The 24,300-nt window shown below is 68.9% G+C and carries 27 protein-coding genes; 6 read left to right on the forward strand and 21 right to left on the reverse strand.

The genetic code is table 11. The features are described 5' to 3' along the window. The first annotated feature begins 12 nt into the window (after nucleotides 1-12). From QZH52_RS06170 to QZH52_RS06180, 3 genes are read left to right on the forward strand one after another with little or no spacing between them, the layout of a single operon-like run. Nucleotides 13-426 (forward strand): 6-pyruvoyl trahydropterin synthase family protein, encoded by a 414-nt coding sequence (locus tag QZH52_RS06170; RefSeq protein WP_301805461.1) that lies wholly within the window; start codon nucleotides 13-15, stop codon nucleotides 424-426. Then, nucleotides 423-1,496 carry a glycosyltransferase family 4 protein gene (locus tag QZH52_RS06175; protein ID WP_301805463.1) on the forward strand — a complete coding sequence of 358 codons (1,074 nt, stop codon included), beginning with the start codon at nucleotides 423-425 and terminating at the stop codon, nucleotides 1,494-1,496. The genes QZH52_RS06170 and QZH52_RS06175 overlap by 4 nt, the downstream gene beginning before the upstream one ends. Beyond that, nucleotides 1,493-2,380: a class I SAM-dependent methyltransferase gene (locus tag QZH52_RS06180; protein WP_301805466.1), complete on the forward strand. Its 888-nt coding sequence runs from the start codon at nucleotides 1,493-1,495 to the stop codon at nucleotides 2,378-2,380. The genes QZH52_RS06175 and QZH52_RS06180 overlap by 4 nt, the downstream gene beginning before the upstream one ends. On the opposite strand, the gene QZH52_RS06185 is transcribed toward QZH52_RS06180, so the two are convergent. Genes QZH52_RS06185 through QZH52_RS06195 form a run of 3 tightly spaced genes read right to left on the reverse strand, consistent with a single transcriptional unit; the run spans nucleotide 2,377 to nucleotide 4,870 of the window. Continuing rightward, nucleotides 2,377-3,264, reverse strand: a complete 888-nt coding sequence (locus QZH52_RS06185; RefSeq protein WP_301805470.1) for a RibD family protein — start codon at nucleotides 3,262-3,264, stop codon at nucleotides 2,377-2,379. The genes QZH52_RS06180 and QZH52_RS06185 overlap by 4 nt on opposite strands. Continuing rightward, complete coding sequence (locus QZH52_RS06190; protein WP_301805473.1) at nucleotides 3,261-4,124, reverse strand: hypothetical protein; 864 nt, start codon at nucleotides 4,122-4,124, stop codon at nucleotides 3,261-3,263. The genes QZH52_RS06185 and QZH52_RS06190 overlap by 4 nt, the downstream gene beginning before the upstream one ends. A gap of 56 nt (nucleotides 4,125-4,180) precedes the next feature. Further along, nucleotides 4,181-4,870 carry a glutathione S-transferase family protein gene (locus tag QZH52_RS06195; protein WP_301805475.1) on the reverse strand — a complete coding sequence of 230 codons (690 nt, stop codon included), beginning with the start codon at nucleotides 4,868-4,870 and terminating at the stop codon, nucleotides 4,181-4,183. Nucleotides 4,871-5,019: 149 nt separating this feature from the next. Between QZH52_RS06195 and QZH52_RS06200 the strand changes: the two genes are divergently transcribed. Next, nucleotides 5,020-6,243, forward strand: a complete 1,224-nt coding sequence (locus tag QZH52_RS06200; RefSeq protein ID WP_301805480.1) for an NAD(P)/FAD-dependent oxidoreductase — start codon at nucleotides 5,020-5,022, stop codon at nucleotides 6,241-6,243. A 28-nt stretch (nucleotides 6,244-6,271) separates the two neighbouring features. On the opposite strand, the gene QZH52_RS06205 is transcribed toward QZH52_RS06200, so the two are convergent. After that, nucleotides 6,272-6,487, reverse strand: a complete 216-nt coding sequence (locus tag QZH52_RS06205; RefSeq protein ID WP_301805484.1) for a hypothetical protein — start codon at nucleotides 6,485-6,487, stop codon at nucleotides 6,272-6,274. Nucleotides 6,488-6,776: 289 nt separating this feature from the next. Between QZH52_RS06205 and QZH52_RS06210 the strand changes: the two genes are divergently transcribed. Further along, nucleotides 6,777-6,971 (forward strand): hypothetical protein, encoded by a 195-nt coding sequence (locus QZH52_RS06210; RefSeq protein WP_301805487.1) that lies wholly within the window; start codon nucleotides 6,777-6,779, stop codon nucleotides 6,969-6,971. A gap of 141 nt (nucleotides 6,972-7,112) precedes the next feature. On the opposite strand, the gene QZH52_RS06215 is transcribed toward QZH52_RS06210, so the two are convergent. The 7 genes from QZH52_RS06215 to cyoA are packed head-to-tail and all read right to left on the reverse strand — an operon-like array spanning nucleotide 7,113 to nucleotide 13,808. Further along, the gene (locus tag QZH52_RS06215; RefSeq protein ID WP_286526325.1) at nucleotides 7,113-7,649 is read right to left on the reverse strand and encodes a response regulator transcription factor; all 537 of its coding nucleotides are present in this window, start codon (nucleotides 7,647-7,649) and stop codon (nucleotides 7,113-7,115) included. Further along, nucleotides 7,639-8,943 (reverse strand): ATP-binding protein, encoded by a 1,305-nt coding sequence (locus QZH52_RS06220; protein ID WP_301805494.1) that lies wholly within the window; start codon nucleotides 8,941-8,943, stop codon nucleotides 7,639-7,641. The genes QZH52_RS06215 and QZH52_RS06220 overlap by 11 nt, the downstream gene beginning before the upstream one ends. Next, complete coding sequence (locus QZH52_RS06225; protein WP_301805497.1) at nucleotides 8,927-9,685, reverse strand: SURF1 family protein; 759 nt, start codon at nucleotides 9,683-9,685, stop codon at nucleotides 8,927-8,929. The genes QZH52_RS06220 and QZH52_RS06225 overlap by 17 nt, the downstream gene beginning before the upstream one ends. 23 nt (nucleotides 9,686-9,708) lie before the next feature. Continuing rightward, nucleotides 9,709-10,110, reverse strand: a complete 402-nt coding sequence (cyoD, locus tag QZH52_RS06230; protein ID WP_301805500.1) for a cytochrome o ubiquinol oxidase subunit IV — start codon at nucleotides 10,108-10,110, stop codon at nucleotides 9,709-9,711. After that, entirely contained in the window at nucleotides 10,107-10,748 is a 642-nt protein-coding gene (gene cyoC, locus QZH52_RS06235; RefSeq protein WP_301805503.1) for a cytochrome o ubiquinol oxidase subunit III, read from the reverse strand. Before cyoC ends, cyoD begins: the two co-directional genes overlap by 4 nt. Next, nucleotides 10,741-12,744 carry a cytochrome o ubiquinol oxidase subunit I gene (gene cyoB, locus QZH52_RS06240; protein WP_286508204.1) on the reverse strand — a complete coding sequence of 668 codons (2,004 nt, stop codon included), beginning with the start codon at nucleotides 12,742-12,744 and terminating at the stop codon, nucleotides 10,741-10,743. The genes cyoC and cyoB overlap by 8 nt, the downstream gene beginning before the upstream one ends. Before the next feature lie 2 nt (nucleotides 12,745-12,746). After that, on the reverse strand, nucleotides 12,747-13,808 hold the full coding sequence (cyoA, locus tag QZH52_RS06245) for a ubiquinol oxidase subunit II (RefSeq protein ID WP_301805506.1): 1,062 nt from the start codon (nucleotides 13,806-13,808) through the stop codon (nucleotides 12,747-12,749). A gap of 146 nt (nucleotides 13,809-13,954) precedes the next feature. On the opposite strand from cyoA, the gene QZH52_RS06250 reads away from it, so the two are divergent. Then, nucleotides 13,955-15,295: an MFS transporter gene (locus tag QZH52_RS06250; protein ID WP_286535575.1), complete on the forward strand. Its 1,341-nt coding sequence runs from the start codon at nucleotides 13,955-13,957 to the stop codon at nucleotides 15,293-15,295. A 19-nt stretch (nucleotides 15,296-15,314) separates the two neighbouring features. Here the strand turns inward: QZH52_RS06250 and QZH52_RS06255 are convergent, their stop codons facing one another. The 10 genes from QZH52_RS06255 to QZH52_RS06300 all read right to left on the reverse strand — a co-directional run bounded on the left by QZH52_RS06255 (nucleotide 15,315) and on the right by QZH52_RS06300 (nucleotide 24,289). Next, nucleotides 15,315-15,866 carry a DedA family protein gene (locus QZH52_RS06255; RefSeq protein WP_301805509.1) on the reverse strand — a complete coding sequence of 184 codons (552 nt, stop codon included), beginning with the start codon at nucleotides 15,864-15,866 and terminating at the stop codon, nucleotides 15,315-15,317. 12 nt (nucleotides 15,867-15,878) lie between these two features. Beyond that, nucleotides 15,879-16,214: a monovalent cation/H(+) antiporter subunit G gene (gene mnhG, locus QZH52_RS06260; RefSeq protein ID WP_286526313.1), complete on the reverse strand. Its 336-nt coding sequence runs from the start codon at nucleotides 16,212-16,214 to the stop codon at nucleotides 15,879-15,881. Nucleotides 16,215-16,296: 82 nt separating this feature from the next. Beyond that, a complete protein-coding gene (locus tag QZH52_RS06265; RefSeq protein ID WP_286535577.1) occupies nucleotides 16,297-16,575 on the reverse strand; it encodes a K+/H+ antiporter subunit F in 279 nt (92 codons plus the stop codon). Continuing rightward, nucleotides 16,572-17,066 (reverse strand): Na+/H+ antiporter subunit E, encoded by a 495-nt coding sequence (locus QZH52_RS06270; RefSeq protein WP_436411548.1) that lies wholly within the window; start codon nucleotides 17,064-17,066, stop codon nucleotides 16,572-16,574. Before QZH52_RS06270 ends, QZH52_RS06265 begins: the two co-directional genes overlap by 4 nt. Beyond that, nucleotides 17,063-18,763, reverse strand: a complete 1,701-nt coding sequence (locus QZH52_RS06275; protein ID WP_301805512.1) for a monovalent cation/H+ antiporter subunit D — start codon at nucleotides 18,761-18,763, stop codon at nucleotides 17,063-17,065. Before QZH52_RS06275 ends, QZH52_RS06270 begins: the two co-directional genes overlap by 4 nt. Continuing rightward, a complete protein-coding gene (locus QZH52_RS06280; protein WP_301805514.1) occupies nucleotides 18,760-19,113 on the reverse strand; it encodes a Na+/H+ antiporter subunit C in 354 nt (117 codons plus the stop codon). Before QZH52_RS06280 ends, QZH52_RS06275 begins: the two co-directional genes overlap by 4 nt. After that, the gene (locus QZH52_RS06285; protein WP_301805517.1) at nucleotides 19,113-22,052 is read right to left on the reverse strand and encodes a monovalent cation/H+ antiporter subunit A; all 2,940 of its coding nucleotides are present in this window, start codon (nucleotides 22,050-22,052) and stop codon (nucleotides 19,113-19,115) included. The genes QZH52_RS06280 and QZH52_RS06285 overlap by 1 nt, the downstream gene beginning before the upstream one ends. 42 nt (nucleotides 22,053-22,094) lie before the next feature. After that, entirely contained in the window at nucleotides 22,095-22,472 is a 378-nt protein-coding gene (gene crcB, locus QZH52_RS06290; RefSeq protein WP_286535582.1) for a fluoride efflux transporter CrcB, read from the reverse strand. Nucleotides 22,473-22,488: 16 nt separating this feature from the next. Next, nucleotides 22,489-23,790, reverse strand: a complete 1,302-nt coding sequence (locus QZH52_RS06295) for a TRAP transporter large permease (RefSeq protein WP_301805521.1) — start codon at nucleotides 23,788-23,790, stop codon at nucleotides 22,489-22,491. After that, entirely contained in the window at nucleotides 23,783-24,289 is a 507-nt protein-coding gene (locus QZH52_RS06300; protein WP_301805524.1) for a TRAP transporter small permease, read from the reverse strand. Before QZH52_RS06300 ends, QZH52_RS06295 begins: the two co-directional genes overlap by 8 nt. Between the last annotated feature and the right edge of the window lie 11 nt (nucleotides 24,290-24,300).

Consider the following 24,300-nt stretch of genomic DNA (forward strand, 5'->3'; position numbering starts at 1 on the left):
AGGAGCCCCCGCATGTACAGCGTCAACGTCCGCGACCACTTCATGATCGCCCACAGCTTCCGCGGCGAGGCCTTCGGCCCGGCCCAGCGCCTGCACGGCGCGACCTACGTGGTCGATCTCGAGTTTCGCCGCGCCGAACTCGATGCCGACGGCATGGTGGTCGACATCGCGCGGGCCACCGAGGTGCTGCGCAGCGTGCTGGGCGAGTTCAACCTGCGCAACCTCGACGACGACCCGGCCTTCGAGGGACGCAACACGACCACCGAGTTCATGGCCCGCGTGATCTTCGATCGGGTCGCCGCGCGGATCGCGGCCGGCGGCCTCGGGCCGCACGCCAGCGGGCTGTCGGGCCTGAGGGTGCGGCTCAACGAATCGCACGTGGCCTGGGCCGCCTACGAGGGCGCACTGCCGGCCGAGGCGGGTTGAATCCATTGAACGCGCGCTGCAGCTTCCTCGTGCCGGGCGATCTCGGCACCCGCACCGGCGGCTATGGCTACGACCGCCGGATCATCGACGGCCTGCGCGCGGCCGGCTGGCAGGTCGACGTGCAGTCACTGGGACCCGGCTTTCCCGATCCCGATGCATCGGCCCTGGCGTTGGCTCGCCGCCTGATCGAGGCGCTGCCCGATGGCACGCTGGTGGTGGTCGACGGGCTGGGCTTCGGGGTGCTGCCCGACCTCGCTGCCGCTCATGCGCAGAGGCTGCGCTGGGTCGCGCTGGTGCACCATCCGCTGTCGCTCGAGACCGGGCTGGCGCCCGATCGGCAGCGGGCGCTGTTCGAGAGCGAGCGGCGCGCGCTGGCGTCCGCACGCGGCGTCGTCGTCACCGGCCCGGCCACGGCGCGGGCGCTGGCGGCCTTCGACGTCGAGGACGCCCGCATCACGGTGGTCGAGCCGGGCACCGATCCTGCGCCGCTGGCAAAGGGGTCGGGCGTGGCCGCACTGGCGCTGTTGTGCGTTGCCAGCGTGACGCCGCGCAAGGGCCATGCCTTGCTGGTCGATGCGCTGGCCGGCCTGCGCGATCGGCCGTGGACGCTGGATTGCGCCGGTAGCCTCACGATGGACCCGGCCTGCGCGGCGGCCCTGGCGGCCGCGATCGAAGCCCGGGGCCTGCAAGATCGCGTGCGGCTCCACGGCGAATGCGACGAGGCCGGCCTGCGCGCGCTCTACCAGGCTGCCGATGTCTTCGTGCTGCCGTCCTTCCACGAAGGCTACGGCATGGCGCTGGCCGAGGCCCTGGCGCACGGCCTGCCGGTGATCAGCACGCTGGCCGGCGCCATTCCAGACACCGTGCCGAGCACGGCGGGCCTGCTGGTTCCGCCGGGCGAAGTCGACGCGTTGCGGGCGGCGTTGCGGCGCCTGCTGGACGAAGACGGCCTGCGGGCCCGGCTGGCCGAGGGCGCCCGCGAAGCCCGGCGCGGCTTGCCGGACTGGAGGTCGAGCGCGGCGCGATTCGCCGCCGCCCTCGAAGCCGCTGCGCGCGCACCGTTGCCATGACCGGATTCAGCGCCGACTGGCTCGCGCTGCGCGAGCCCTTCGACCGGGCCGCACGCGCGGCATCGGCCGCTGCCTTCGACCTGGCCGGCTTGGCCCGCCGCTTGCGCGGCGATGGCGCCACGCTCGGCGTGCTCGATCTGGCCTGCGGCACCGGGGCCAACCTGCGCGAACTGGCGCCCCGCCTGGGCGGCGCGCAGCACTGGCGGCTGGTCGATCACGATCCGCAGCTGCTGGCTGCATTGCCCGGCGCGCTGGCGGCCTGGGCCGCGGCGCAAGGCTTCGCGGTGCGCACGCGGGGGGATGGGCTGCGCATCGAAGGACCGGGCTGGCAGGCCGATGTGGAAGTCGTGCAAATCGATCTCGCCCGCGCGCTGGCCGCGCTGCCGCTGGCCGGGGTCGGGTTGATCACCGCGTCGGCGCTGCTCGACCTGGTGTCGGGCGCGTGGCTCGACCAACTGCTGACCCGCGCCTGTGCGGTGAAGGCGGCGCTGCTGTTCGCGTTGATTGTCGACGGTCGCGTCGACTGGACCCCGAAGCGGGCGGCCGATGAGGCGGTTCTGCGTCTGTTCGAGGCGCACCAGCGGGGCGACAAGGGCTTCGGCCCGGCGCTGGGCGGCAGGGCGGTGGAGGTGGCGGCCGATCGGCTGCGCGCGCTGGGCTGCGAGCTTCAGCGCATCGCCAGCGACTGGAATATCGACGCTCGCGACGGCGCCCAGGCACAGGCGTTGCTGGCCGCGCTGATCGAAGGCAGCGAGGCCGCCGCGCGCGAGCAGGACGCTGGCGCCGCCGCGTCGGTGGCCGCATGGTCGGCCGAGCGGATGCAACTGCTCGCGCGCACCGGGCTTCGCATCGGCCACGCGGACCTGCTTGCCGTCTGGCCCTAGTCCGCAGACCGCGCGGCGCGCAAATCAAGATCCCAGAGCACGTCGGCGCCCATGCGGAACAGGCGCCCCGGCGGTCGCAGGCAATCACGCATCGCGGCGCTGCGCGGCAATTGAAGTCCCGGCCGGCCGGCCCCGATGATCACCGGCGCGATGCTGAGATGCAGCCGGTCGAGGCAACCCTGCGCGATGAAGCGCGACACCGTGACGCCGCCGCCTTCGACGAACAGCACGCCCAGGCCGCGCTGCTGCAAGGCAGCCTGAAGTGCGTGCAGGTCGGCGCTGCCATCGGGCCGCAGCAGGCCGGGCACGCCGAGCACCTGGTCGGCACCCACGCGCCGCGCCGCTTCGGGCGTGCGTGCGGCGTCGCAGGCCAGCAGCGTGGGTGCCTGGCGGTCGCAGAAGACGCGCAGCGTCGCCGGCAGGCGCAGCGCCGGGTCGAGCAGCACCCGCACCGGGTGCGGGCCCGGCACCCGTCGCGTCGTCAGTTGCGGATTGTCGATGGCCGCGGTGCCGGCGCCGACGATGACTGCGTCGCACAGCGCGCGCAGGCGGTGCAGGTGCACCAGCATCTCCGGCCCGTTGACGTAGTTGGAGTCACCGCCATGTGTGGCCACGCAGCCATCCAGACTCTGGCCGAGCTGGCCGATCGCCCAGGGCGTGCCCGCGCGCGGCTGGTCGAGCAGGGGCTTGAGCAACTCGAACAGCTCGAGCGCCTGGTCGTCCCACAGCCCCTGCAACGCGAAGCCCCGCGCCGCGTTCCAGGCGATCGGCGCGCCCGCGTCCGCCGCCGGCGGCGCCTGGCGGCTGCGCCGGCGCGACGCGATCTCCAGGCACAGCGGCCACAGCACATCGATGCCGGGGAGGGTGGGGGCGGAGTGCATCATGGCTTGTCAGCAAGGCGTGGGGGCGTGGAATGGGGGGTGTCCTGCGTCTGGCGAGCTGCCTGGGCTTGGCCATGAAGCGCCAGCGCAACCGCGCCAACAACCCACAGCGCCGCCAGGCCCGCGACGATCACCGCATCGAGCGCAGGGCGTCGTCCGCGTCGCAGCCACTGCACCGTCGGCCCCGACGTCAGGGCACAGGCGAGCAGCAACAGTACCTCGGGCTGCACTGGCGTCAGCAGGGCGAGGCCCTGCGCCAGCGTCAGCCAGGCGATGACGCACACCACCGCGCCACTGGCGCCGAAGCCGATGCGGACCTTGGGCCAAAGCCACAAGGCGCAGCCGGCTATGGCGGCGGCGATCGCCAGGCCGAGCTCGAACAGCAGCGGCGATCCTGAAATGAAAGCCACCGCCGACAGTCCGATGCCCGCGATCAGCAGGCTGGCGGGCGCGTCGGCCTGCTCGAGCGGCGCACCCAGCACCGCCGCGATCGCCGCGGCGCCGACCGCCCAGGTGGCGACCTGCAGCACCGCGGGCTGGTCGCTGAGGCCTACCAGCACCAGCGCCCACAGCACGCAGCATGCGAGCCAAGTGGTGCGCTTCATCGCACGCATGCCTTCCAGGCCGACCCCGAGCAAGGCGGCCGAGGCGTAGATCCATGGCAACTCTTCGGTCAGCTCGCCGGGCCACATCTGCCAGCCGAGCACCCAGGCCGAGGCGACCAGGATGGCCGGCGCGACGCCCGCCGAGGCCCAGCGCCGGCCATGTACCGCGCCGAGGACGGCGCGCAGCAGGCCGGTGGCCGCGAACGACAGCACCAGCGGCAGCGCCAGGCTCTCGAACAGCGGGTGGTGGAAGTCCATGCCCGTTTATGCAGGCCGGCCGGGGCTGCCGTCAATGCGACAGGTCGGCGGCGGCATCAAGCGGACTCCACCGGCGGCGGACGCGTCGAGGTCCAGGGCGAGACGCCCTGCGCCACGGCCGCGTCGTGCTGGGCGGCCAGCGCGCGCCGGAAGCCGTCACGTTGCTGCAGCCGTTCCCAGTACGCGGCCACCGCGGGCGGGAAGCGCGGCACCAGGTCGAGTTCGTTGGCCAACAGCAGCGCGTAGCCGACCGAGATGTCGGCCACCGTGAAGCGGTCGGCGGCCAGGAAGGCATGCTGCTGCAGCACCGCGTCGATGCCGCGCAGGCGGGCGATGAACCACTTGGCATAGTCGTCCGCCGCCTGCGGCAGCTTGCGCTCCTCGGGCTCGAAGCGGTCGTAGCGCAGCACGATGGTCTGCGGGAAGGTCAGCGTGGCCTCGCCGTGGTGCAGCCAGTTGAGCCAGGCGCCGAAGCCGGGCTCGTCCGGGCGCACCGCGAGCCCGTGCCGGTTTCCGGGGTCGCAGCGCTGCACCAGGTACTGGCAAATGGCCGACGATTCGGTCATGCGCGTGCCGCCGTCGAGCAGCAGCGGCACTGTGCCGAGCGGATTGAGCGCGAGGTAGCTGCGCTGGAGCGCGCGCGGCGGAAAGGGCAGCACGCGCAACTGGTAGGGCGCGCCCATTTCCTCGAGCGCCCAGAGCGGGCGGAACGAGCGTGCGCTGACACAGTGATAGAGCTCGATCATGCGGGTCCTTGATTCCTGGCGGCGAACTCGCCGTCGTGCGGCGTCCGCCATCCTAAGCCCAAGTCCAGCCCGGGGCGCAGTAGCATTCGGTGCGCTGCAGCGACCCCGGGGACCCGGGCCGATCGGCTGCCACACGACAGAAAGCATTCATGAGCACCAACATCGTCATCGTCGGAGGCGGCCATGCCGCCGCCCAGCTGTGCGCCGGCCTGGCCGAGGCCGGGCAGGGCGGGCGCGTCCACCTGGTCTGCGAGGAAGCAACCATTCCCTATCACCGGCCGCCGCTGTCCAAGACCTTCCTGAAGAGCCCGGACGAGCAGCCGCAGCAGCATCGGGCCGAAGCCTGGTATGCCGAATCGGGCATCACGATGCACCTGGGCGATGCGGCGCTGGCGATCGACCGCGCCGCCCGCACCGTCACGCTGCAATCGGGGACCGTGCTCGGCTGGGAACGCCTGGTGCTCGCGACCGGCACCCGTGCCCGCCGCCTGTCGGCGCTGGCAGGACTGTCCAACGTGGCCCTGCTGCGTGCCGCCGACGAAGCGGCGCAGCTGCGCAGCCTGCTGGCCGCGGCGCAGCACGTGACCGTGCTCGGCGGCGGCTTCATCGGCCTCGAGGTGGCCGCCACCGCGCTGGCGCTCGGCAAGCAGGTGCTGGTGCTCGAAAGTGCGCCGCGGCTCTTGAGCCGCGCCGTGTCGCCCGAGTTGTCGGCGCACGTGCTGGCGACCCACCGTGCCGCCGGCATGGACCTGCGCGTGGGCGTCCAGAGCGGCGCGCTGCAGATCGATGGACCGCGGCTGATGGCGATCGAGGTCGACGGCGCGCCGCAGCCGATCGACCTGCTGCTGCTCGGCATCGGTGCGGTGCCCGAGACCGCGCTGGCCGAGGCCGCCGGCCTGGAGTGCGCCGACGGCATCGTGGTCGACGCCTACATGCAGACCAGCGACGAGCGCGTGCTGGCGGTGGGCGATTGCACGCGCTTTCCGGACCGGCGCGCCGGCCAGGCGCTGCGCCTGGAGTCGGTGCAGAACGCCAACGACCAAGCCCGCACCGCCGTGGCGACCTTGACCGGTGCGCCGCGGCCGCATGACGCGGTGCCGTGGTTCTGGTCCGACCAGGGCAGCCTGCGCCTGCAGATGGCCGGCCTGGTGCCGGCACCCGGCACGCCCGGCCACGTGACGGTGCGGCGACCGGGGGCCAGCGCGGCCTCGTTCTCGCTGCTCCACTACGTGGACGGCCAGCTGCGTTGCGTCGAATCCGTCAATGCGCCGGTCGACCACATGATGAGCCGCAAGCTGCTGGAAGCGGGGCGCAGCCCCGACCCGGCGGTCGCGGCCGATCCGGCCGTGCCGCTCAAGACGCACCTGGCTTGAGGCCTTCAGGCGGCGGGTTCAGGCAATTTCAGGCCGTGCCCGCCGGGTGCGGCGCCAGATTCTTGCGAATCTCGGCGTCCATCATGCGGGTGCCGGCCGCCAGCGCGGCCTCGTAGGTGTCGGCGCCGTATTCGGCGGCGCGCACCACCTTGTGAGGGACGCCACCGGCGTCGCATTCGAGCAGCGTCCAGAGAAAAGACCCGGGCGCCGGCTCGTCGATAACGAGTTTGATCGGATTTTTCATGCCTTGATGGTGGGCGTTTCGCTTGGGCTTTTCTGTAGGAGAAGGCCTACGTTACGTGCGAAATCGTCGCCGTCCTTCGGGGCGAGTGCCTCCGCTCATGTCCGCCGGCTTCGCCTCCTCCTTTACTTCGCTGCGGGGGCCACCCGGTGCCCTCGGCACGGGTGACGCCGTGTGGCGCTGGCCGCGGATGAACCACCGGCGTGAGCCCGCCCCAAACCGAGGAACAAATGGACTGCACCTGAACATAGCCCTTGTCAAAAATCATGTAATGTTAGTTAAAATGTATTACATGAACACCAACCGAGACAACTTCCACGACTGGGCCCGGGACAAGCCTGATTCGACGTCGTTTTCGGGCCTCCACCGCTCCGAGCTGCACGATCTGAACAGCCACCCCCGCGTCCGATGGGGACGGCTGTTCTTCCTGGTCGTGCTGGCGGTGGCATTGGGCGCCGGTTTCAAATACCTGGCGGCGGCGGCCTAGTTTTCCACGCCCGGCCAGCCTGCCCGTTTTGCAGGCAATGCGGTGGGAACCCGCATGGGGACTGGGCCCGCGCGCTCGCTTCCACGCCCTTCGCACAGCGTTATCCACAGAAGCCCGGTACAAGTCCGGCGAGCGGCCGTCTTATTTGACCTGCTGTTTGACCAGCTTGCGCGCCAGCGTCCGCCGATGCATGCCGAGCCGCCGCGCGGTCTCGGAAATATTGAAGCCGGTTTCGGCCAGCGTCTCGTGGATCCGCTCCCATTCGAGCGTCTTGATCGAGGTCGAGCGGTTGGTCAGCTCGATGTCGGTGTCGCCCTCGGCGCGTCCGAAGGCGGCCTCGATGTCGTCGGTGTTGGAGGGCTTGGCCAGGTAGTGGCAGGCGCCCAGCTTGATCGCCTCGACCGCGGTCGCGATGCTCGCGAAGCCGGTCAGGACCACGATCAGCATCGCCGGGTCGTGCCGGTTCAGGAGTTGGACGCAAGCCAGCCCCGAGGCCTCGCCACTGAGCTTGAGGTCGACCACCGCGTAGCGCGGCGAATGGGCCTGGAGCAGGGAAGCGACCTCGTCGACGTTGGCCGCCAGCAGCACCGTGTAGCCGCGCCGCTCGAACGAGCGCCCGAGTGTGCGGGCGAAGGCCGCGTCGTCCTCGACGATCAGCAGCAGGCGTTCAGCTTCCATTTCCTTCGTCTTCCTCCTCTTCGAGAATGATCGATGCCAGCGGCAGGGTCAGCGTCACTTCGGCGCCGCCTTCGGGGCGGTTGCGGGCGCTCACCTTGCCGCCCAGCGTGCGCGCCACGTTGACCACCAGGAACAGCCCGAGCCCGCCTTCCGGCCGGCCCTTGGTCGACAGGTAGGGCTTGCCGAAATCGGCCAGCATCCCTGGCGCGAAGCCGGGCCCGGCATCGGTGACCGTGAGCCGCAGGGTGTCGCCGTCGTGGGTCGCTTCGAGGCGCACCCAGTCGGGCGACGCCTGCAGCGCATTGTCGAGCACGTTGCAAAGGGTCTGCTTCAGGGCCGAGTCGGAGACCATCGGCAGGTCGTGGCCGAAGCGGTTCTCGTACTCGAAGGCCAGCACCGGCCGGGTCGAGCGCCACTCCTCGGCCGTGTCGTCGAGGAAAGTGCTGACCGTGGTTTCGAGCGACGACTCGCCGCGCGCCTCGCCGGCCGACAGCAGGATGCCGCTCAGGGTCGCCTTGCAGCGCTGCACCTGGGCCTGCATCTCGTCGATCTCTGCGAGCAGTTCGGGGTCGGAGGTGAAATGCGGCAGGTGCCGCCAGTCGCCGAGGATCACCGACAGCGTGGCCAGCGGCGTGCCCAGGTCGTGCGCGGCGCCGGAGGCCAGCAGGCCCATGCGCACGATGTGCTCTTCCTCGGCGGCGCGTTCGCGCAGCGCGGCCAGCCGGGCGTCGCGGGCCCGCAGGTTGCGGCTGATGCGGCTGATGAAGACCACCAGCAGCGCGGCGTTGAGGCCGAAGCAGATCAGCATGCCCAGGATGTACGGGCTCAGCAGGCCCTGCCCGTGCTCGATCGGCAGCTGCAGCGGACCGCTGAAGATCGCCAGCCCGGCGAAGCAGGCGCTGGTGATGCCGACGATGGTCCAGGTCGACCAGGCCTCCAGCAGCACCGCGCCCAGGATCACCTGCAGCAGGTACAGGAAGACGAAGGGGTTGGCGGCACCGCCGCTCAGGTAGAGCTGCGCGGTCAGCATCGCGACGTCGACCAGCAGGGCGACGAAGAGCTCGCCGTTGCTGACGTCGCGGTGGATGCGCCAGCGCAGCTGGCTGGCGGCATTGAAGGCGGCCAGGAAGGCCAGCACCGCCAGCATCTGGTCAAGCGGCAGGCGGATGCCGAAGCCGTAGTGCACCACCGCGATGGTCGCCACCTGGCCGACCACCGCCATCCAGCGCAGCTGGATCAGCTGCTGCATGTTCTCGAGGCCGGTGGCGTCGCCGTAGTCAGTCGTGCGTGCCATCGGGGCTTCCTTCCTCGGCCCGGTGCCGCTCCTGGCGGACCACGATCCAGGTCGCGCCCGCGACCATCAGGGCCAGGGCATACCAGGTCAGGGCGTAGACCAGGTGGTTGTTGGGAAAGGCGATCACGGTCAGGCCGCCGACCGGGCCGCCCGGCGCCGCCGCGACTGCATCGGCATCGACGAAGTAGGGTGCGACGTCGCTCAGGCCGCGCGCCTGCGCGATCGCCATGACGTCGCGCGAATACCAGCGATCGGCGCCCGGGTCGTTGTCGCGGAGCAGGGCGCCGCGCGGCTCGGTCATCCGCAGCAGGCCGGTGACGGTGACCGCTTCAGCCGGTTCAGCCGGTCCGCTTTCGCGGCGCGCCGCACGCTGCTTCTGCTGCGCCGGCGACACGAAGCCGCGGTTGACCAGCAGCGAGCGGCCGTCCGCCATGCGCAGGGGCGTCAGCACCCAGTAGCCGCTGCCCAGTTCGGTGGTGGCCTGGACCAGGGTCTCGCGGTCGTGGAGGAAGCGGCCGGTGGCACGCACATGCCGGTATTCGTCGTCGGCCCGGTTGACGCGCGGCCATTGGCCGGGTCCCGGTGCGTCGACGGCGGGCGCGTGGACCCGCTGGTCGACGCGCTCGATCAGGTCCAGCTTCCAGGCCCGGCGCTCGAGCTGCCAGGTGCCGAGCGCGAAGAAGCCGGCGAAGGCCGAGAGCGCGCACAAGGCCAGCGCCAGCCGCGGAAGAAGTCTCCTCACCGAAGCGCCGTGCCTTGGGCCGGTCAAGGCATCTTGTGCGTCTCGTTCATCAGGCCCGGCATCATGTTGTGGTTCATGTGATACATCACCCACAGCGAGCCGCTCAGCGTGATCACGACCACCACCACCGTGAAGATCAGGGCCAGCATGGTCCAGCCATGCTCGGACTTCGCGTTCATGTGCAGGAAGTAGATCATGTGGACGACCATCTGCACGGCCGCGAAGGCGAGGATCACGAAGGCGGTCGTGCTGCTCTTCTCGAATACGTTGCCCATCACGATCCAGAACGGGATCGCGGTCAGGATCACCGACAGGATGAAGCCGGTCAGGTAGCCCTTGACGGTGGCGTGCGGTGCGCCGTCGTCATGGTCGTCGTGGTGGTCGCCATGGCCGCCGTGGGCGGCGTGTTCGTTGTGCGCGCTCATGGCAACACTCCCATCAGGTACACGAAGGTGAAGACGCCGATCCAGACCACGTCCAGAAAGTGCCAGAACATCGACAGGCACATCAGCCGGCGGCGGTTCTCGGGGATGAAGCCGCGCTTGGTCACCTGCACCATAAGCACCACCAGCCAGACCAGGCCGAAGGTGACGTGCAGGCCGTGGGTGCCGACCAGTGCGAAGAACGACGACAGGAAGGCACTGCGCTGCGGCACGGCGCCTTCGCGGATCAGGTGCGCGAACTCGTACAGCTCGACGCCGATGAACGCGGCGCCGAACAGGGCCGTGATGGCCAGCCAGGCCATCGTGGCGCCCATGCGCTTGCGCTGCATCTCGATCATCGCGAAGCCGTAGGTGATCGACGAGAACAGCAGAAAGGCGGTGTTGAGCGCCACCAGCCGGAGGTCGAACAGGTCGGCACCCGAGGGGCCGGCCGCGAAGCTGCGGCCCAGCACCGCGTAGACCGCGAACAGGCAGGCGAACACCAGGCAGTCGCTCATCAGGTAGAGCCAGAACCCGAGCAGGGTTCCGTTCTCCGGGTGATGCTCGCCCGGCAGGTGGAAGGGCGGGTGCTGGCCGGCGCTCACGGCGCCGTGGGAGGAGAGGACGGTGGTATCAGACATGGCCGGCGAGCAGGCGGGTACGGGCGCCTTCGGTGCGGACGACTTCCTCGGTGGGGATGTGGTAGTCGCGCTTGTAGTTGAAGGTATGGATGATCACGGCGAGCAGCATGGCGACGAAGGACACGCCGGCCAGCAGCCACATCTGCCAGATCAGTGTGAAGCCGCAGGCCGCGGCCAGGGCCGCGATGATGAAGCCGGCGCCGGTGTTCTTCGGCATGTGGATCGGGATGAAGCCTTCGAGCGGCCGCACGTAGCCGTGCTTCTTCATGTAGGTCCAGGCGTCGTTGTCGTACACGCGGGGCGTGAAGGCGAAGTTGTAGGCCGGCGGCGGCGAGGAGGTCGACCACTCGAGGGTGCGGCCGTCCCACGGGTCTCCGGTCAGGTCGCGCAGCGAATCGCGGCGCACGTAGCTCACCACCAGTTGGATCAGGAAGCAGGCGATGCCCAGGGCGATCAGCACGGCGCCGAAGGCCGCGATCTGGAACCAGATCTGGTAGGACGGGTCCTCGAAGTGGCTCAGGCGGCGGGTCACGCCCATCAGGCCCAGCACGTACAGCGGCATGAAGGCGAAGTAGAAGCCGATGACCCAGAACCAGAACGAGCACTTGCCCCAGAACTCGTCGAGCTTGTAGCCGAAGGCCTTCGGATACCAGTAGGTGATGCCGGCCAGCAGGCCGAACAGCACGCCGCCGATGATCACGTTGTGGAAGTGGGCGATCAGGAACAGGCTGTTGTGCAGCACGAAGTCGGCCGGCGGAACCGCCAGCAGCACGCCGGTCATGCCGCCGATCACGAAGGTGATCATGAAGGCGATGGTCCACATCATGGGCAGCTCGAAGCGGATGCGGCCCTTGTACATCGTGAACAGCCAGTTGAAGATCTTCGCCCCGGTCGGGATCGAGATGATCATCGTCGTGATGCCGAAGAACGAGTTGACGCTGGCGCCCGAGCCCATCGTGAAGAAGTGGTGCAGCCACACGAGGTACGACAGGATCGTGATCACCAGCGTGGCATAGACCATCGACGCATAGCCGAACAGGCGCTTGCCGCAGAAGGTGGCGACGACTTCGGAGAACACGCCGAAGGCCGGCAGGATCAGGATGTAGACCTCGGGGTGGCCCCAGATCCAGATCAGGTTCACGTACATCATCGCGTTGCCGCCGAAGTCGTTCGTGAAGAAGTTGGTGCCGACGTAGCGGTCGAGCGACAACAGGGCCAGCACGGCGGTCAGCACCGGGAAGGCGGCGACGATCAGGATGTTGGTGCAGAGCGCGGTCCAGGTGAACACCGGCATCTTCATCAGCGACATGCCCGGCGCGCGCATCTTGACGATGGTCGCGATCAGGTTGATGCCCGACAGCAATGTGCCGACCCCCGCGATCTGCAAGGACCATATGTAGTAGTCGACCCCGACATCCGGACTGAACTCCAGCCCCGACAGCGGCGGGTAGGCCAACCAGCCGGTGCGCGCGAACTCGCCCACGAACAGCGAGGCCATCACCAGGCCGGCGCCGAAGGTGGTCATCCAGAAGCTGAAGTTGTTCAGGAACGGGAAGGCGACGTCGCGGGCGCCGATCTGCAGCGGCACGACGAAGTTCATCAGGCCCGTCACCAGCGGCATCGCGACGAAGAAGATCATGATCACGCCGTGGGCGGTGAAGATCTGGTCGTAGTGGTGCGGTGGCAGGAAGCCTGCGTTGTCGCCGAAGGCGAAGGCCTGCTGGGCCCGCATCATGATGGCGTCGGAGAAGCCGCGCAGCAGCATCACCAGGCCGAGGATGATGTACATGATGCCGATCTTCTTGTGGTCGATGCTGGTGATCCAGTCGCGCCACAACGTGCCCCAGACACGGAAATAGGTGATCGCGCCGAGGACCGCCACGCCGCCGAGAACGACGGCGATGAAGGTGAACAGCAGGATCGGTTCGTGGAAGGGGATGGCCTCCCAGGAGAGGCGGCCGAAGACGAGCTTCGTCAGGTCGAGATGGTCGAGCATCTTTATTCTTCTCGGATGCGGGCGGTGGAAAGCGGAAGCGAAAGTCCGGCGGGGTCGTTGACGCTGCACATGGCCGTCACGTAGGTGCGGGGCGGGATGCTGGCGTCGGGCTGCCAGGGGCGCGGCGAGACGTTGTAGGCGCCGACCTTGCCGAGGCCGCCATCGGCGTCGATGGCCATCATCTGCTCCATGCACATCTTGTTGCGGTCGACGCAACGGTTGACGATCGCATGGTAGAGGTCGGGCTCGACGCTGGCGAAGCGGCGCACGGGGTCGCGCTCGCTGGGGCGCTCGAGTTCGAGGTAGGCCGCGCGGGTCAGCGCGCCGCCGGCGGTCTTCGACTTCTGGACCCAGGCCTCGAAGTCGGGCTCGCTCACGCCATGGAAGCGGAAGCGCATGCCGGAGAAGCCGGCGCCGCTGTAGTTGGCCGAGAAGCCTTCGAAGTCACCGGGCTTGTTGATGACCGCGTTGAGCTTGGTCTCCATGCCCGGCATGGCGTAGATCTGGCCGGCCAGCGCCGGGATGAAGAAGGAGTTCATCACCGAGGAGGCGGTGATCTTGAAGACGATCGGACGGTCGATCGGCGCCGCCAGCTCGTTCACCGTGGCGATGCCCTGCTCCGGGTAGATGAACAGCCACTTCCAGTCGAGGGCCACCACCTCGACGGTCAGCGGCTTGACCTCGGACGGCACCGGGCGCCCGGGCTCGATGCGGCGCAGCGGGCGGTAGGGGTCGAGGGTGTGGGTGCTGATCCAGGTGATCGCGCCGAGGGCGATGATGATCAGCAGCGGCGCGCCCCAGATCGCCAGTTCGAGCTCGGTGGAGTGGTCCCAGTCGGGCGAATAGTTCGCCTCCTTGTTCGTCTGCCGGTAGCGCCAGGCGAAATAGATGGTGAGACCGATCACCGGCACGATGATCAGCAGCATCAGGACCGTGGAGACCACGATCAGCTGGCCTTGCTGGCGCGCGATGTCGCCGGACGCATTGAACAGCACCATGTCGCAGCCCGCCAACAGGGCGAGCGGGAGCAGGAGCAGTCCGCGGAGTTTCTTGAGGGGAGGCATGCCGGAGGATGAGCGTTTGGTGCGCAAAGGGACCACAATCTACTTCGTTTGGCGACTGCGGGATATTGGACGTTTTGTCCTATGGCGGCAATCTCGATTCAGTGAGACCCTCGGGGAATCCAGTTGAACACGACCCAAAAGCAGAAATGACGACGTCCAGCATCAGTCCCGGCGGCTCCTCGCCGCTGCACGACACTCAGCACGACAGCCCCGACGCCGCCTCGGACCATTCGCCGATCGCCCCGGGCGAGATCGCGGTCGGCGTGATCATCGGCCGTGCCTCCGAGTATTTCGACTTCTTCGTCTACGGCATCGCCTCGGTGCTGGTGTTCCCGGCGGTCTTCTTCCCGATGGAAAACCGCCTCGAGGGCACGCTCTACGCCTTCGTGATCTTCTCCTTCGCCTTCATCGCCCGGCCGTTCGGCACCGTGGCCTCGATGGCGATCCAGCGCCGCTTCGGGCGCGAGGCCAAGCTGACGGCGGCGCTGTTCATGCTCGGCATCTCGACCGCAGGCATCGCCTTCCTGCCGGGCTACGCGAGCATGGGCTTCGCCTCGATCATCGCGCTGTCGATCCTGCGCGTCGGCCAGGGCATCGCGCTCGGCGGCTCCTGGGACGGCCTGCCCTCGCTGCTGGCGCTCAATGCGCCGCCGAACCGCCGCGGCTGGTACGCCATGCTGGGCCAATTGGGTGCGCCGGTTGGCTTTTTCGTCGCCAGCGCCCTGTTCGCATTCCTGTATTCCAGCCTGTCGACCGAGGACTTCCTCGATTGGGGTTGGCGTTACACCTTTTACGTCGCGTTTGCGATCAATGTCGTGGCGCTGTTCGCCCGGCTGCGTCTGGTGGCCACCAACGAATACGACCGCCTGCTCGAAGAGCGCGAGCTGGAGCCGGCCAGCGTGGTCGAGATCACCCGTTCGCAGGGCTCCAACCTGGTCATCGGCGCCTTCGCCGCCCTGGCCAGCTATGCGCTGTTCCACCTGATCACGGTGTTTCCGCTGTCGTGGATCACCCTCTACTCCACCCAGTCGGTGAGCGAATTCCTGGTCATCCAGATGGTCGGCGCGGTGCTCGGTGCCATCGGTATCGTGATCTCCGGCGTGATCGCCGACCGCATCGGCCGCCGCAACACCCTGGGCAGCCTGGCGGTGGCGATCGCCGTGTTCAGCGGATTCGCCCCGACCTTGCTCGACGGCGGCAAGCTCGGCCAGGACGTCTTCATCCTGGTCGGCTTCGTGATCCTGGGCCTGTCCTATGGCCAGGCGGCCGGGGCGGTGACAGCCAATTTCGAGTCGCGCTACCGCTACACCGGCGCCGCGCTCACGGCCGACCTCGCCTGGCTGATCGGTGCCGCTTTCGCGCCGCTGGTGGCGCTGGGCCTGTCGGCCAACTTCGGCTTGGGCTATGTCAGCGTCTACCTGCTGTCGGGGGCGCTGTGCACCCTGGCCGCGCTGCGGGTCAACAAGGCGCTCGAAATCCGGGACTAGCCCGGCGCCACTATCGCCACTACCGACGCGCGTGCCACTGGCGCCACAGCGCCACGGCCAGCGTGATCACCAGCGCGCCGAGGATCAGTTGATGCTCGTACGGTTTCAGGTGGCCGATCGCCGCGTGCAGCCAGCCCGTCAGCTTGAGGCCGAACAGGCTCACGATGGCCGCCCAGAGCAGCGCGGCCACGGCGTCGAGCACTGCAAAGAGAGGGGCCCGCATCGGGCCCATGCCCAGCGTGGCCGGCAGCGCGATGCGCAGGCCCCAGGCGAAGCGCATCAGGAAGATCGTCGCCACCGGATGTCGGTCGACGAAGCCATTGACCCGTTCGATGTGGGCCCGCAGCTTGGGCCGGCTTGCCAGCAGTGCGGCGCCCTTGCGGCGGCCCAGGTGGAAGTAGAACTGGTCGGTCAGGAACGCCGCCGCCGCACCGCAGGCGATCAGCGGTCCCAGCGAGAGGTAGCCCTGGTGCACCGCGAAGGCGCCCAGCATCAGGATCGTCTCACCCTCGAAGATGCCGGCCACGAAGACCACGATGTAGCCGTATTGCTGGAGCAGCTCGGACAGCATCGGAAGGTGGCCTCAGCCCGGCGGCGGGACGTCGCTTTTCTTCTGCCGCTCGCGGAACAGCGCCGCACGCATCAGGAAGATGGTGGTGACCGGCGCGGTGAGGGCGACGAAGAGGGCGATCAGCACCGCGTGCAGGAACAGGCTGCGCCCCTGCACCGAGAAGTAGATGATGGTGGCCAGCGTCATGCACCAGACGCCGAGCGTCGCGCCCAGCGTGGGCGCGTGGATGCGGCGGAAGAAGGTCGGGATGCGCACCAGGCCGAAGGAGCCGATGGCGGCGAACGCGGCGCCGACCACCGCGAAGACTGCAGTCAGCACCTCGGCCCACAGTGGCAATGCCTCATTCATTGCAGCCCCCACGCTCGGCACTTCGTGTCCTCGCTGCCCCCCGAGGGGGCGCGAGCTTGCTTGGGGCGGCCCGGCGCGGCGCTCATTCGATCACCTCCCCGCGCAGCAGGAACTTGGCGATCGCCGTCGACCCGACGAAGCCGAACAGCGCGATCAGCATCGCGGCCTCGAAGTAGACGTTGCTCGCGTAGACGATGCCCAGCACCAGCATCATGAGCATGCCGTTGATGTAGAGGCAGTCGAGCGCCATCACCCGGTCTTGCGCGGTCGGCCCGACGAGCAGGCGGAACAGCGCGCACAGCATCGCCACCGCCAGCAGCATCAGCGCCAGCTTGAGGGCCCAGAAGAGCACGGGCGTCATGATTCGAAGATCTCCATCAGCGGGGCTTCATAGCGGGTCTTGACCATGGCGATGAAGGCCGGCACGTCGTCGAGGTCGAACACGTGGATCAGCAGGGTCGAGCGGTCGAGTGCGATCTCGGCCCAGGCGGTGCCGGGCGTCAGGCAGATGATCATGGCCAGCACCGCGAGCGCGTTGGGGTCGCGCATCTCGAGAGGCACGCGCACGAAGCAAGGCGACATCTGTGCGCTGCGGCGGGTCAGCAGCAGGCGCGCGACGCTCAGCGCCGACTCGACCAGGTCATGGGCCACCACGCCCGAGAGCCGCAGCGCCACCGCCGGGCGGCGCATGTGCGCGCGGGCCGGCCGCAGCGACTGGGTCAGCAGCGGCACCGCGATCGCGAGGATCGCCGCCAGCAGCAGGGTGGCGGCATCGAGCGACTGATTCAGCAGCAGCCACACCACGAACAGCGCGATCGACAGCGAGGGCGCCGGCAGCCAGCGCGCGATCATTTCGCAGCTCCCGGCTTGGCAGGCGGATTGGGCACCTGCGCCGCACTGAGCACGGCCCGGCGGTAGGCGGTGGGCGAGAACAGGCCCTCGGCGGTTGCGGCCGCATGGTGCATCACCGGGCCGGCTTCGATCGTCAACGCCAGGCAGGCGGCCAGCAGTGCCGCGACCGGAAGCACCTCGAGGGCTGGCAAGGCCGGCAAGGTGGCGTGGGCCTGGGTCCAGAAATGCCGGATGCCGGTACGGCCCAGCGCCAGCAGCGAGAAAAGGCCCGAGAACATCAGCAGCCCGAGAAAGACCCAGCCCGCCGGCGTGACGTGCTCGGCGCCGAGCAGGCCCGACAGCATCGCGAACTTGCCGACGAAGCCCGACAGCGGCGGCATGCCCGCCAGCAGCAGCGTGCAGCAGACGAAGCTGAGCCCGAGGAAGGCGACGCCGGCCGGGATGGCGCGGCCGTAGAGCGCCTGTGCATCGTCGTCGAGGTTGACGTCGTCGAGCCGGCGCAGGTCCTTGGACAGGAAGGGCGCGTCGCCCGCCGCCTCGTGCGGCGCGATGCTCCGGCCCTCGTTGCGCCAGCGCTCGATCATGTCGATGAGCATGAAGAAGGCGGCCACCGCCAGGGTCGAGGTCAGCAGGTAGTACAGCGCGCCGGCCCATATCGCGGGCTGGCCGAAGCCGATCGCCGCCAGCAGCGTGCCGGCCGAGACCAGCACGCTGAAGCCGGCCAGGTTCGACAACCGCTGGGTCCCCACGATACCGAAGGCGCCAACGAACAGCGTCGCCATGCCGATCGTGGTCAGCACGCCCTGGCCGACTTGCGCCGAGGCGCCGGTGTCGGGTGCGAACAGCACGGTCCAGAGCCGCAGGATGGTGTAGATGCCCAGCTTGGTCAGCAGCGAGAACACCGCCCCCACCGGGGCCACCGCCGCGCTGTAGGCCGGCACCAGCCAGAAATTGAGCGGCCAGGCCCCGGCCTTGGCGAAGAAGGCCGTCCCGAGGATGGCCGCGGCCGCGTGCACCAGCCCGCGGTCGGCGGGATCCAGCTGCGCGATGCGCACGCCCAGGTCGGCCATGTTGAGCGTGCCGGTCACGCCGTAGAGCAGCGCGGCGCCGACCAGGAACAGCGACGAGGCGGCCAGGTTGATGGCGACGTAGTGCAGCCCCGCCTGCACCCGCAGCCGCCCCGAGCCGTGCAGCAGCAGCCCGTACGACGCGGCCAGCATGACCTCGAAGAAGACGAACAGGTTGAACAGGTCGCCGGTGAGGAAGGCGCCGTTGAGCCCCATCAGCTGCAGCTGCAGCAGCGGATGGAAATGGACGCCCGCGCGGTCCCAGCGCGAGGTCGAGTAGATCGAGGCGGCAAAGGCGACCACGCCGGTCAGCGCGACCATCATGGTCGACAGCCGGTCGGCCACCAGCACGATGCCGAAGGGCGCGCGCCAGTTGCCCGGCAGGTAGACGCCGATCGAGCCGGGGCCGCCGCCGGTGTCTGGCGCGTTGACCCAGCGCAGCAAAGCCAGCGCGGTCAAGAGGCCGATCAGGCCCGAGGCCACGCTGAGCGCCGACTTGCTTCGGCGATGTTCCTCGCCGAGCAGCAGCATCAGGGCGGCGGTCAGCATCGGCACCAGGATCGGCACCGCGATCAGGTGCGGCATGCTGAACTCGAGCAGCCGGTCGAGGAAGGCGAAAGGCTCGCTCATTCCTGCGCCTCCGTGCGTTCCCTGCCGTCGACGTGGTCGGTGCCGGTCAGGCCGCGCGAGGCCAGCAGCACGACCAGGAACAGCGCCGTCATCGCGAAGCCGATCACGATCGCGGTCAGGACCAGCGCCTGCGGCATCGGATCGGCGGTGTTGGCGAGCGTCGCGACCAGGCCCGGTTCGAGCACCGGCTCGCTGTCGACCTTGAGCCGCCCCATGCTGAAGATGAACAGGTTGACGGCGTAGGAGATCAGGGTGAGGCCCATGATCACCTGGAAGGTGCGCGGACGCAGCAGCAGGTACACGCCCGACCCGGTGACGATGCCGATGGCGATGGCGAGCACGACTTCCATCAGGCGGTCGCTCCGGCTTCGGCCGCGACGCGCGCGGCCTCCCGCTCGGCCTGCTCGTCGGACCAGCGATGGCTGCGCACCGACTGGTGGGCCAGCGCGGTGAGGATCAGCATGGTCGCGCCGAGCACCAGCGAGAACACGCCCATGTCGAAGAACAGCGCGCTCGGCACGTGAACCTCGCCGAGCAACGGCAGGTGCAGGTGCGCGGTGTGCGTGGTGAGGAACGGATAGCCGAGCACCACAGCGCCGCCGCCGGTGGCCAGGGCCAGCAGCAGGCCGACCGCGATCCAGCGGCGCGGATAGATCCGCAGGTGCTCCTCGACCCACTCGGTGCCCGAGACGATGAACTGCAGCAGCAGCGCCACCGACATCACCAGACCGGCGACGAAGCCGCCGCCCGGCTGGTTGTGGCCGCGCATGAAGAAATAGACCGAGACCAGCACCGACAGCGGCAGCAGCAGCCGCACCAGCACCGCCGGCACCATCAGGTAGCCGACGGCCGTGTCCTTGGCCCGGCGCGGATTCAGCAGGTCGCTGCTGCCGTCGGCCGGCTGCAGCCGCTGCTGGATCGGCAGCGCCATCGACTCGATCGCCGGCCGGAAGCGCCGCAGCAGCGCATACACCGTCAGCGCGACCACCCCGAGCACCGTGATCTCGCCGAAGGTGTCGAAGCCGCGGAAGTCGACCAGCATCACGTTGACCACGTTGCTGCCGCCGCCCAGGAACAGCGCGTTGTCGAGGAAGAAGGGCGAGATGCTGAGCGGGAACGGCCGCGTCATGACGCTCCAGGCGATGGCCGACATGCCGGCGCCGGCGGCGATCGCGATGGCGAGGTCGCGTCCGCGCCGGCTCCAGTGGCGCAGTGGCGCGCCGACCGGCTCCGACTTGGCGCTGCGCATCGGCAGCCAGCGCAGCCCGAGCAGGATCAGCACCGTGGTGACGGCCTCGACCACCAGTTGCGTCAGCGCCAGGTCGGGCGCCGAGAACCAGATGTAGGTGATGCAGCACACCAGGCCCGCGCCCGAGGCCAGCATCAGCGAAGCGAGCCGGTGGAACTTGGCCTGCCAGGCCGCGCTCACCGCGCAGGTGGCGCCGATCAGCCAGGTCATCGCGAACATCGGGGAGAAGGTGAGCAGTTCGCGCGAGCCGCGCGCGACCGGCGTGACCCAAAGTGCCGCGCCGGCGCCTGCCAGCGCCACGGCGACCAGCAGCAGCAACTGCATCTGCAGCCGGCGGGTGCCGAGCAGCCGGCGGCTGCGGCGGCCGGCTTCGCTGAGGCGCGCCATCAGGTTCTCGAAGATCCGCTGGCCGTCGAAGTAGTGCAGCAGCGGCGTGGTCGAGAGCACGCCGCGAGCGCGGCCGTGCCGCTGCAGCAGGTAGAGCAGGGCGCCGCCCGCCAGAGCGATGAAGCTCATCAAGAGCGGCAGGTTGAAGCCGTGCCATAGCGCCAGGCTGTAGGCCGGCAGCTCGCCGCCGACCACCGGCGCCGCTGCGGCGGCCAGGAAGGCACCGACCGACCAGGCCGGCGCAATGCCGACCACCAGGCAGATCAGGACCAGCAGCTCGGCCGGCACCCGCATCCAGTGCGGCGGCTCGTGCGGCGTCTTCGGGACATCGGACCCGCATGGCGGACCGAAGAACACATCGAACACGAAACGGGCCGAGTAGGCCACGCTGAAGATCCCGGCGATCGTGGCGATCACCGGCAGGCCGCGGTCGACCCAGACGTTCGACTGGATGAAGACCGTCTCGGCGAAGAACATCTCTTTCGACAGGAAGCCGTTGAGCAGCGGCACGCCGGCCATCGAGGCGCTGGCGATGATCGCCAGCGTGCCGGTGATCGGCATCAGCTTCATGAGGCCGCTGAGCTTGCTGATGTCGCGGGTGCCGCTCTCGTGGTCGATGATGCCGGCCGCCATGAACAGCGAGGCCTTGAAGGTCGCGTGGTTCATGATGTGGAACACCGCCGCGACCGCCGCCAGTCGGCTGTTGAGGCCGAGCAGCAGCGTGATGAGCCCGAGGTGCGAGATGGTCGAATAGGCCAGCAGCGCCTTCAGGTCGCGCTGGAACATCGCGATGTAGCCGCCCAGCAGCAAGGTGATCGCGCCGGCGCCGCCGACCAGCCAGAACCAGGGCTCGGTGCCCGACAGCACCGGCCACAGCCGCGCCATCAGGAACACGCCGAGCTTCACCATCGTGGCCGAATGCAGGTAGGCCGAGACCGGCGTCGGTGCCGCCATCGCGCGCGGCAGCCAGAAGTGGAACGGAAACTGCGCGCTCTTGGTGAAGGCGCCCACCAGCACCAGCACCAGCACGGCGGGATAGAGTGGGTTGGCGCGGATCAGGTCGCCCGAGGCCAGCACCATGTCGAGGTCATAGCTGCCGACGATGCGCCCGAGGATCAGCACCCCGGCCAGCAGGCAGAGCCCGCCGGCGGCGGTGACCGTGAGCGCCATGCTGGCGCCGCGCCGGGCATCGCGCCGGTGGTGCCAGTAGCCGATCAGCAGGAACGAGAACAGGCTGGTGAGCTCCCAGAACATCACCATCTGGATCAGGTTGCCCGACAGCACCACGCCCATCATGGCGCCCATGAAGGCGAGGAAGAACGAGAAGAAGCGCGGCACCGGATCGGAGGCCGACATGTAGTAGCGCGCATAGAGCACCACCAGCGCGCCGATGCCCAGCACCAGCATGCAGAACAACCAGGCGAAGCCGTCCATGCGGAACGTGAGGTCGAGCCCGAGCACGGGCAGCCATTCGACTCGCTGGCGGATCACGTTGCCGTCGGCGAGGCTCGGAAAGAACCAGGCCGCCTGGATCGCGCAGCCCAGCGCGACCAGCCCGGCCAGCGTCGATTCCCGGTTGCGCGCGTCCGATGGCAGCAGCGCGGCGAGGACGCTGGCGACAAAGGGAAGGGCAACGAGGAAGACAAGGGGCATTGCGGTCGATTCTATCGACCGGCCCCGCGGCAATTTCCCAGGTCAGGCCATGAAATGCTGCACCGTCCGGATGCCGAGCCAGGTGAGGGCCAGCGAGCCCGCCACGTGCAGCATCGCGGTGCCGAATGCGAGACCCAGGCGGCCCTGCATGAGCATGGCGACGACTTCGGCGGAGAAGCTCGAGAAGGTGGTCAGTCCGCCCAGGAAGCCGGTGATCAGCGCGAGGCGCCAGACCGGGTCGAGTTGCGGCATCGCCTGGAAGCTCGCGACGGCAATGCCGATGAGGTAGCCGCCGACCAGGTTGGCGGCCACGGTTCCCCAGGGCAGCGAACCCGGCGGCGACAACCACAGGCCGAGGCCCCAGCGGCTCAGTGCGCCGATGGAGGCACCGGCGGAGATGGAGAGGACGTGAACGAGCATGCGGGCCGCGATGTTCTCACGGCGCCATCTGCTGCGGCAACCAGGTCACGAGCTGCGGTATGAAGTAGATGATGAGCACCGCCGCCACCATGAGGAAGAACATCGGCAGCGTCACGCGTGCGATGTAGATCAGGTCGCGCCCGGTCATGCCTTGCAGCACGAACAGGTTGAAGCCCACCGGCGGAGTGATCTGCGCCATCTCCACCACCAGCACGATGAAGATGCCGAACCAGACCGGGTCGATGCCCGCTGCGGTCACGGTCGGCATGATCACGCCCATCGTCAGCACCACCATCGAGATGCCGTCCAGGAAGCAGCCGAGCACGATGTAGAACACCGCCAGCATCAGGATCAGCTGGAACTTCGACAGCCCAAGCGAGCCGATCCACTCGGCCAGGTGCCGCGGCAGTCCGATGTAGCCCATCGCCAGCGTGAGGAACGCGGCCCCCGCGAGGATCAGCGCCATCATGCAATAGAGCCGCGTCGCGCCCAGCAGCGATTCCTTGAAGGTGCCCCAGGTGAGTGAGCGCTGCAGGCCCGAGATGACCAGGGCGCCGACCACGCCCAATGCGGCGGCTTCGGTGGCGGTCGCGATGCCGGCGTAGATCGAGCCGAGCACCGAGAGGATCAGCAGCGCGACCGGGATCAGGCTCAGCGAGGCGCGCAGCTTGTCGCCGAAGGGCATCGGCGGATCTGCGGGCGGCACCCGGTCCGGATGAAGCAGTGCCCAGATGGCGATGTAGCCGGAGAACAGCAGGGCCAGCAGAATGCCGGGCACCACGCCGGCGATGAAGAGCCGCGCGATCGAGACGTCGGCGCTGACGCCGTAGACGATCATGATGATCGAAGGCGGAATCAACAGGCCCAGGGTGCCGGCGCCCGCCAGCGTGCCGATCACCATGTCGTCCGGATAGCCGCGCCGCTGGAGCTCGGGCAGCGTCATCTTGCCGATCGTCGCGCAGGTGGCGGCGCTCGATCCCGACACCGCGGCGAACACGGCGCAGCCCGCGACGTTGGTGTGCAGCAGGCGCCCGGGCAGGCTCTGCATCCAGGGTGCGAGACCCTTGAACATGTCCTGCGAGAGCCGGGTGCGGAACAGGATCTCGCCCATCCAGAGGAACAGCGGCAGCGCGGTCAGCGTCCAGCCCGAGGCCGAGCCCCAGATGGTCACCGCCATCGCGTCACCGGCGGGCCGGGCGGAAAACAGCTGCATGCCGATCCAGGCGACGCCCGAGAGCGTCAGGCCGATCCAGACGCCGCTGCCGAGGATCAAAAACAAGGTGAGGATCAGCAGGCCTGCGGTGGCGATGTCACTCATGGCGCAGCGCCTCGGCGTTGGCTTGCAGCGGGCGCCCGTTCCACTCGACGAAGAACTCGTCGACCGCGGCGATCGCGAACACCACGGCACCGACGGCCATGCCCAGCTGCGGCAGCCACAGCGGCGTGGCGTCATTGCCGGTGGAGATGTCGTTGTAGCCGTGCGATTGCCAGGCCAGGCGCACGCTGTAGAAGGCGAACAGCGCCGCCAGCAGCGCCCCGACGCCGCAGGCCCAGCGTTCCAGCCAGCGGCGCCCGGCCGGCCCCAGCCGCGAGACGATCAGCGTGACGCGGATATGCTCGCCGCGCTTCAGCGTGTGGGCCAGCGCCAGGAAGCCGGTGCCCGCCATCAGGTAGCCGGCATAGGCGTCGATGCCCGGGATGTTGAAGTACAGCTGCCGTCCGATGATCGACAGCAGCACCATGGCCAGCAGTCCGACCATGAAAAGCGCCGCCAGGGCGGCGGCGCTGTCATAGAGAAAGTCGAGTGTCTTGCGCATTGGGGGCCAGG

It is taken from the genome of Variovorax ginsengisoli (assembly GCF_030486595.1).
Taxonomy (GTDB): Bacteria; Pseudomonadota; Gammaproteobacteria; order Burkholderiales; family Burkholderiaceae_C; genus Variovorax; species Variovorax ginsengisoli_B.

Excerpts from the sequence above, each read along its gene's own strand:
- QZH52_RS06170 (WP_301805461.1), top strand. The coding sequence starts at position 13 with ATGTACAGCGTCAACGTCCGCGACCACTTCATGATCGCCCACAGCTTC.
- QZH52_RS06180 (WP_301805466.1), top strand. The coding sequence starts at position 1,493 with ATGACCGGATTCAGCGCCGACTGGCTCGCGCTGCGCGAGCCCTTCGAC.
- QZH52_RS06185 (WP_301805470.1), bottom strand. The coding sequence starts at position 3,264 with ATGATGCACTCCGCCCCCACCCTCCCCGGCATCGATGTGCTGTGGCCG.
- QZH52_RS06190 (WP_301805473.1), bottom strand. The coding sequence starts at position 4,124 with ATGGACTTCCACCACCCGCTGTTCGAGAGCCTGGCGCTGCCGCTGGTG.
- QZH52_RS06195 (WP_301805475.1), bottom strand. The coding sequence starts at position 4,870 with ATGATCGAGCTCTATCACTGTGTCAGCGCACGCTCGTTCCGCCCGCTC.
- QZH52_RS06200 (WP_301805480.1), top strand. The coding sequence starts at position 5,020 with ATGAGCACCAACATCGTCATCGTCGGAGGCGGCCATGCCGCCGCCCAG.
- QZH52_RS06205 (WP_301805484.1), bottom strand. The coding sequence starts at position 6,487 with ATGAAAAATCCGATCAAACTCGTTATCGACGAGCCGGCGCCCGGGTCT.
- QZH52_RS06210 (WP_301805487.1), top strand. The coding sequence starts at position 6,777 with ATGAACACCAACCGAGACAACTTCCACGACTGGGCCCGGGACAAGCCT.
- QZH52_RS06215 (WP_286526325.1), bottom strand. The coding sequence starts at position 7,649 with ATGGAAGCTGAACGCCTGCTGCTGATCGTCGAGGACGACGCGGCCTTC.
- QZH52_RS06220 (WP_301805494.1), bottom strand. The coding sequence starts at position 8,943 with ATGGCACGCACGACTGACTACGGCGACGCCACCGGCCTCGAGAACATG.
- cyoD (WP_301805500.1), bottom strand. The coding sequence starts at position 10,110 with ATGAGCGCGCACAACGAACACGCCGCCCACGGCGGCCATGGCGACCAC.
- cyoC (WP_301805503.1), bottom strand. The coding sequence starts at position 10,748 with ATGTCTGATACCACCGTCCTCTCCTCCCACGGCGCCGTGAGCGCCGGC.
- cyoB (WP_286508204.1), bottom strand. The coding sequence starts at position 12,744 with ATGCTCGACCATCTCGACCTGACGAAGCTCGTCTTCGGCCGCCTCTCC.
- cyoA (WP_301805506.1), bottom strand. The coding sequence starts at position 13,808 with ATGCCTCCCCTCAAGAAACTCCGCGGACTGCTCCTGCTCCCGCTCGCC.
- QZH52_RS06250 (WP_286535575.1), top strand. The coding sequence starts at position 13,955 with ATGACGACGTCCAGCATCAGTCCCGGCGGCTCCTCGCCGCTGCACGAC.
- QZH52_RS06255 (WP_301805509.1), bottom strand. The coding sequence starts at position 15,866 with ATGCTGTCCGAGCTGCTCCAGCAATACGGCTACATCGTGGTCTTCGTG.
- mnhG (WP_286526313.1), bottom strand. The coding sequence starts at position 16,214 with ATGAATGAGGCATTGCCACTGTGGGCCGAGGTGCTGACTGCAGTCTTC.
- QZH52_RS06265 (WP_286535577.1), bottom strand. The coding sequence starts at position 16,575 with ATGACGCCCGTGCTCTTCTGGGCCCTCAAGCTGGCGCTGATGCTGCTG.
- QZH52_RS06270 (WP_436411548.1), bottom strand. The coding sequence starts at position 17,066 with ATGATCGCGCGCTGGCTGCCGGCGCCCTCGCTGTCGATCGCGCTGTTC.
- QZH52_RS06275 (WP_301805512.1), bottom strand. The coding sequence starts at position 18,763 with ATGAGCGAGCCTTTCGCCTTCCTCGACCGGCTGCTCGAGTTCAGCATG.
- QZH52_RS06280 (WP_301805514.1), bottom strand. The coding sequence starts at position 19,113 with ATGGAAGTCGTGCTCGCCATCGCCATCGGCATCGTCACCGGGTCGGGC.
- QZH52_RS06285 (WP_301805517.1), bottom strand. The coding sequence starts at position 22,052 with ATGCCCCTTGTCTTCCTCGTTGCCCTTCCCTTTGTCGCCAGCGTCCTC.
- crcB (WP_286535582.1), bottom strand. The coding sequence starts at position 22,472 with ATGCTCGTTCACGTCCTCTCCATCTCCGCCGGTGCCTCCATCGGCGCA.
- QZH52_RS06295 (WP_301805521.1), bottom strand. The coding sequence starts at position 23,790 with ATGAGTGACATCGCCACCGCAGGCCTGCTGATCCTCACCTTGTTTTTG.
- QZH52_RS06300 (WP_301805524.1), bottom strand. The coding sequence starts at position 24,289 with ATGCGCAAGACACTCGACTTTCTCTATGACAGCGCCGCCGCCCTGGCG.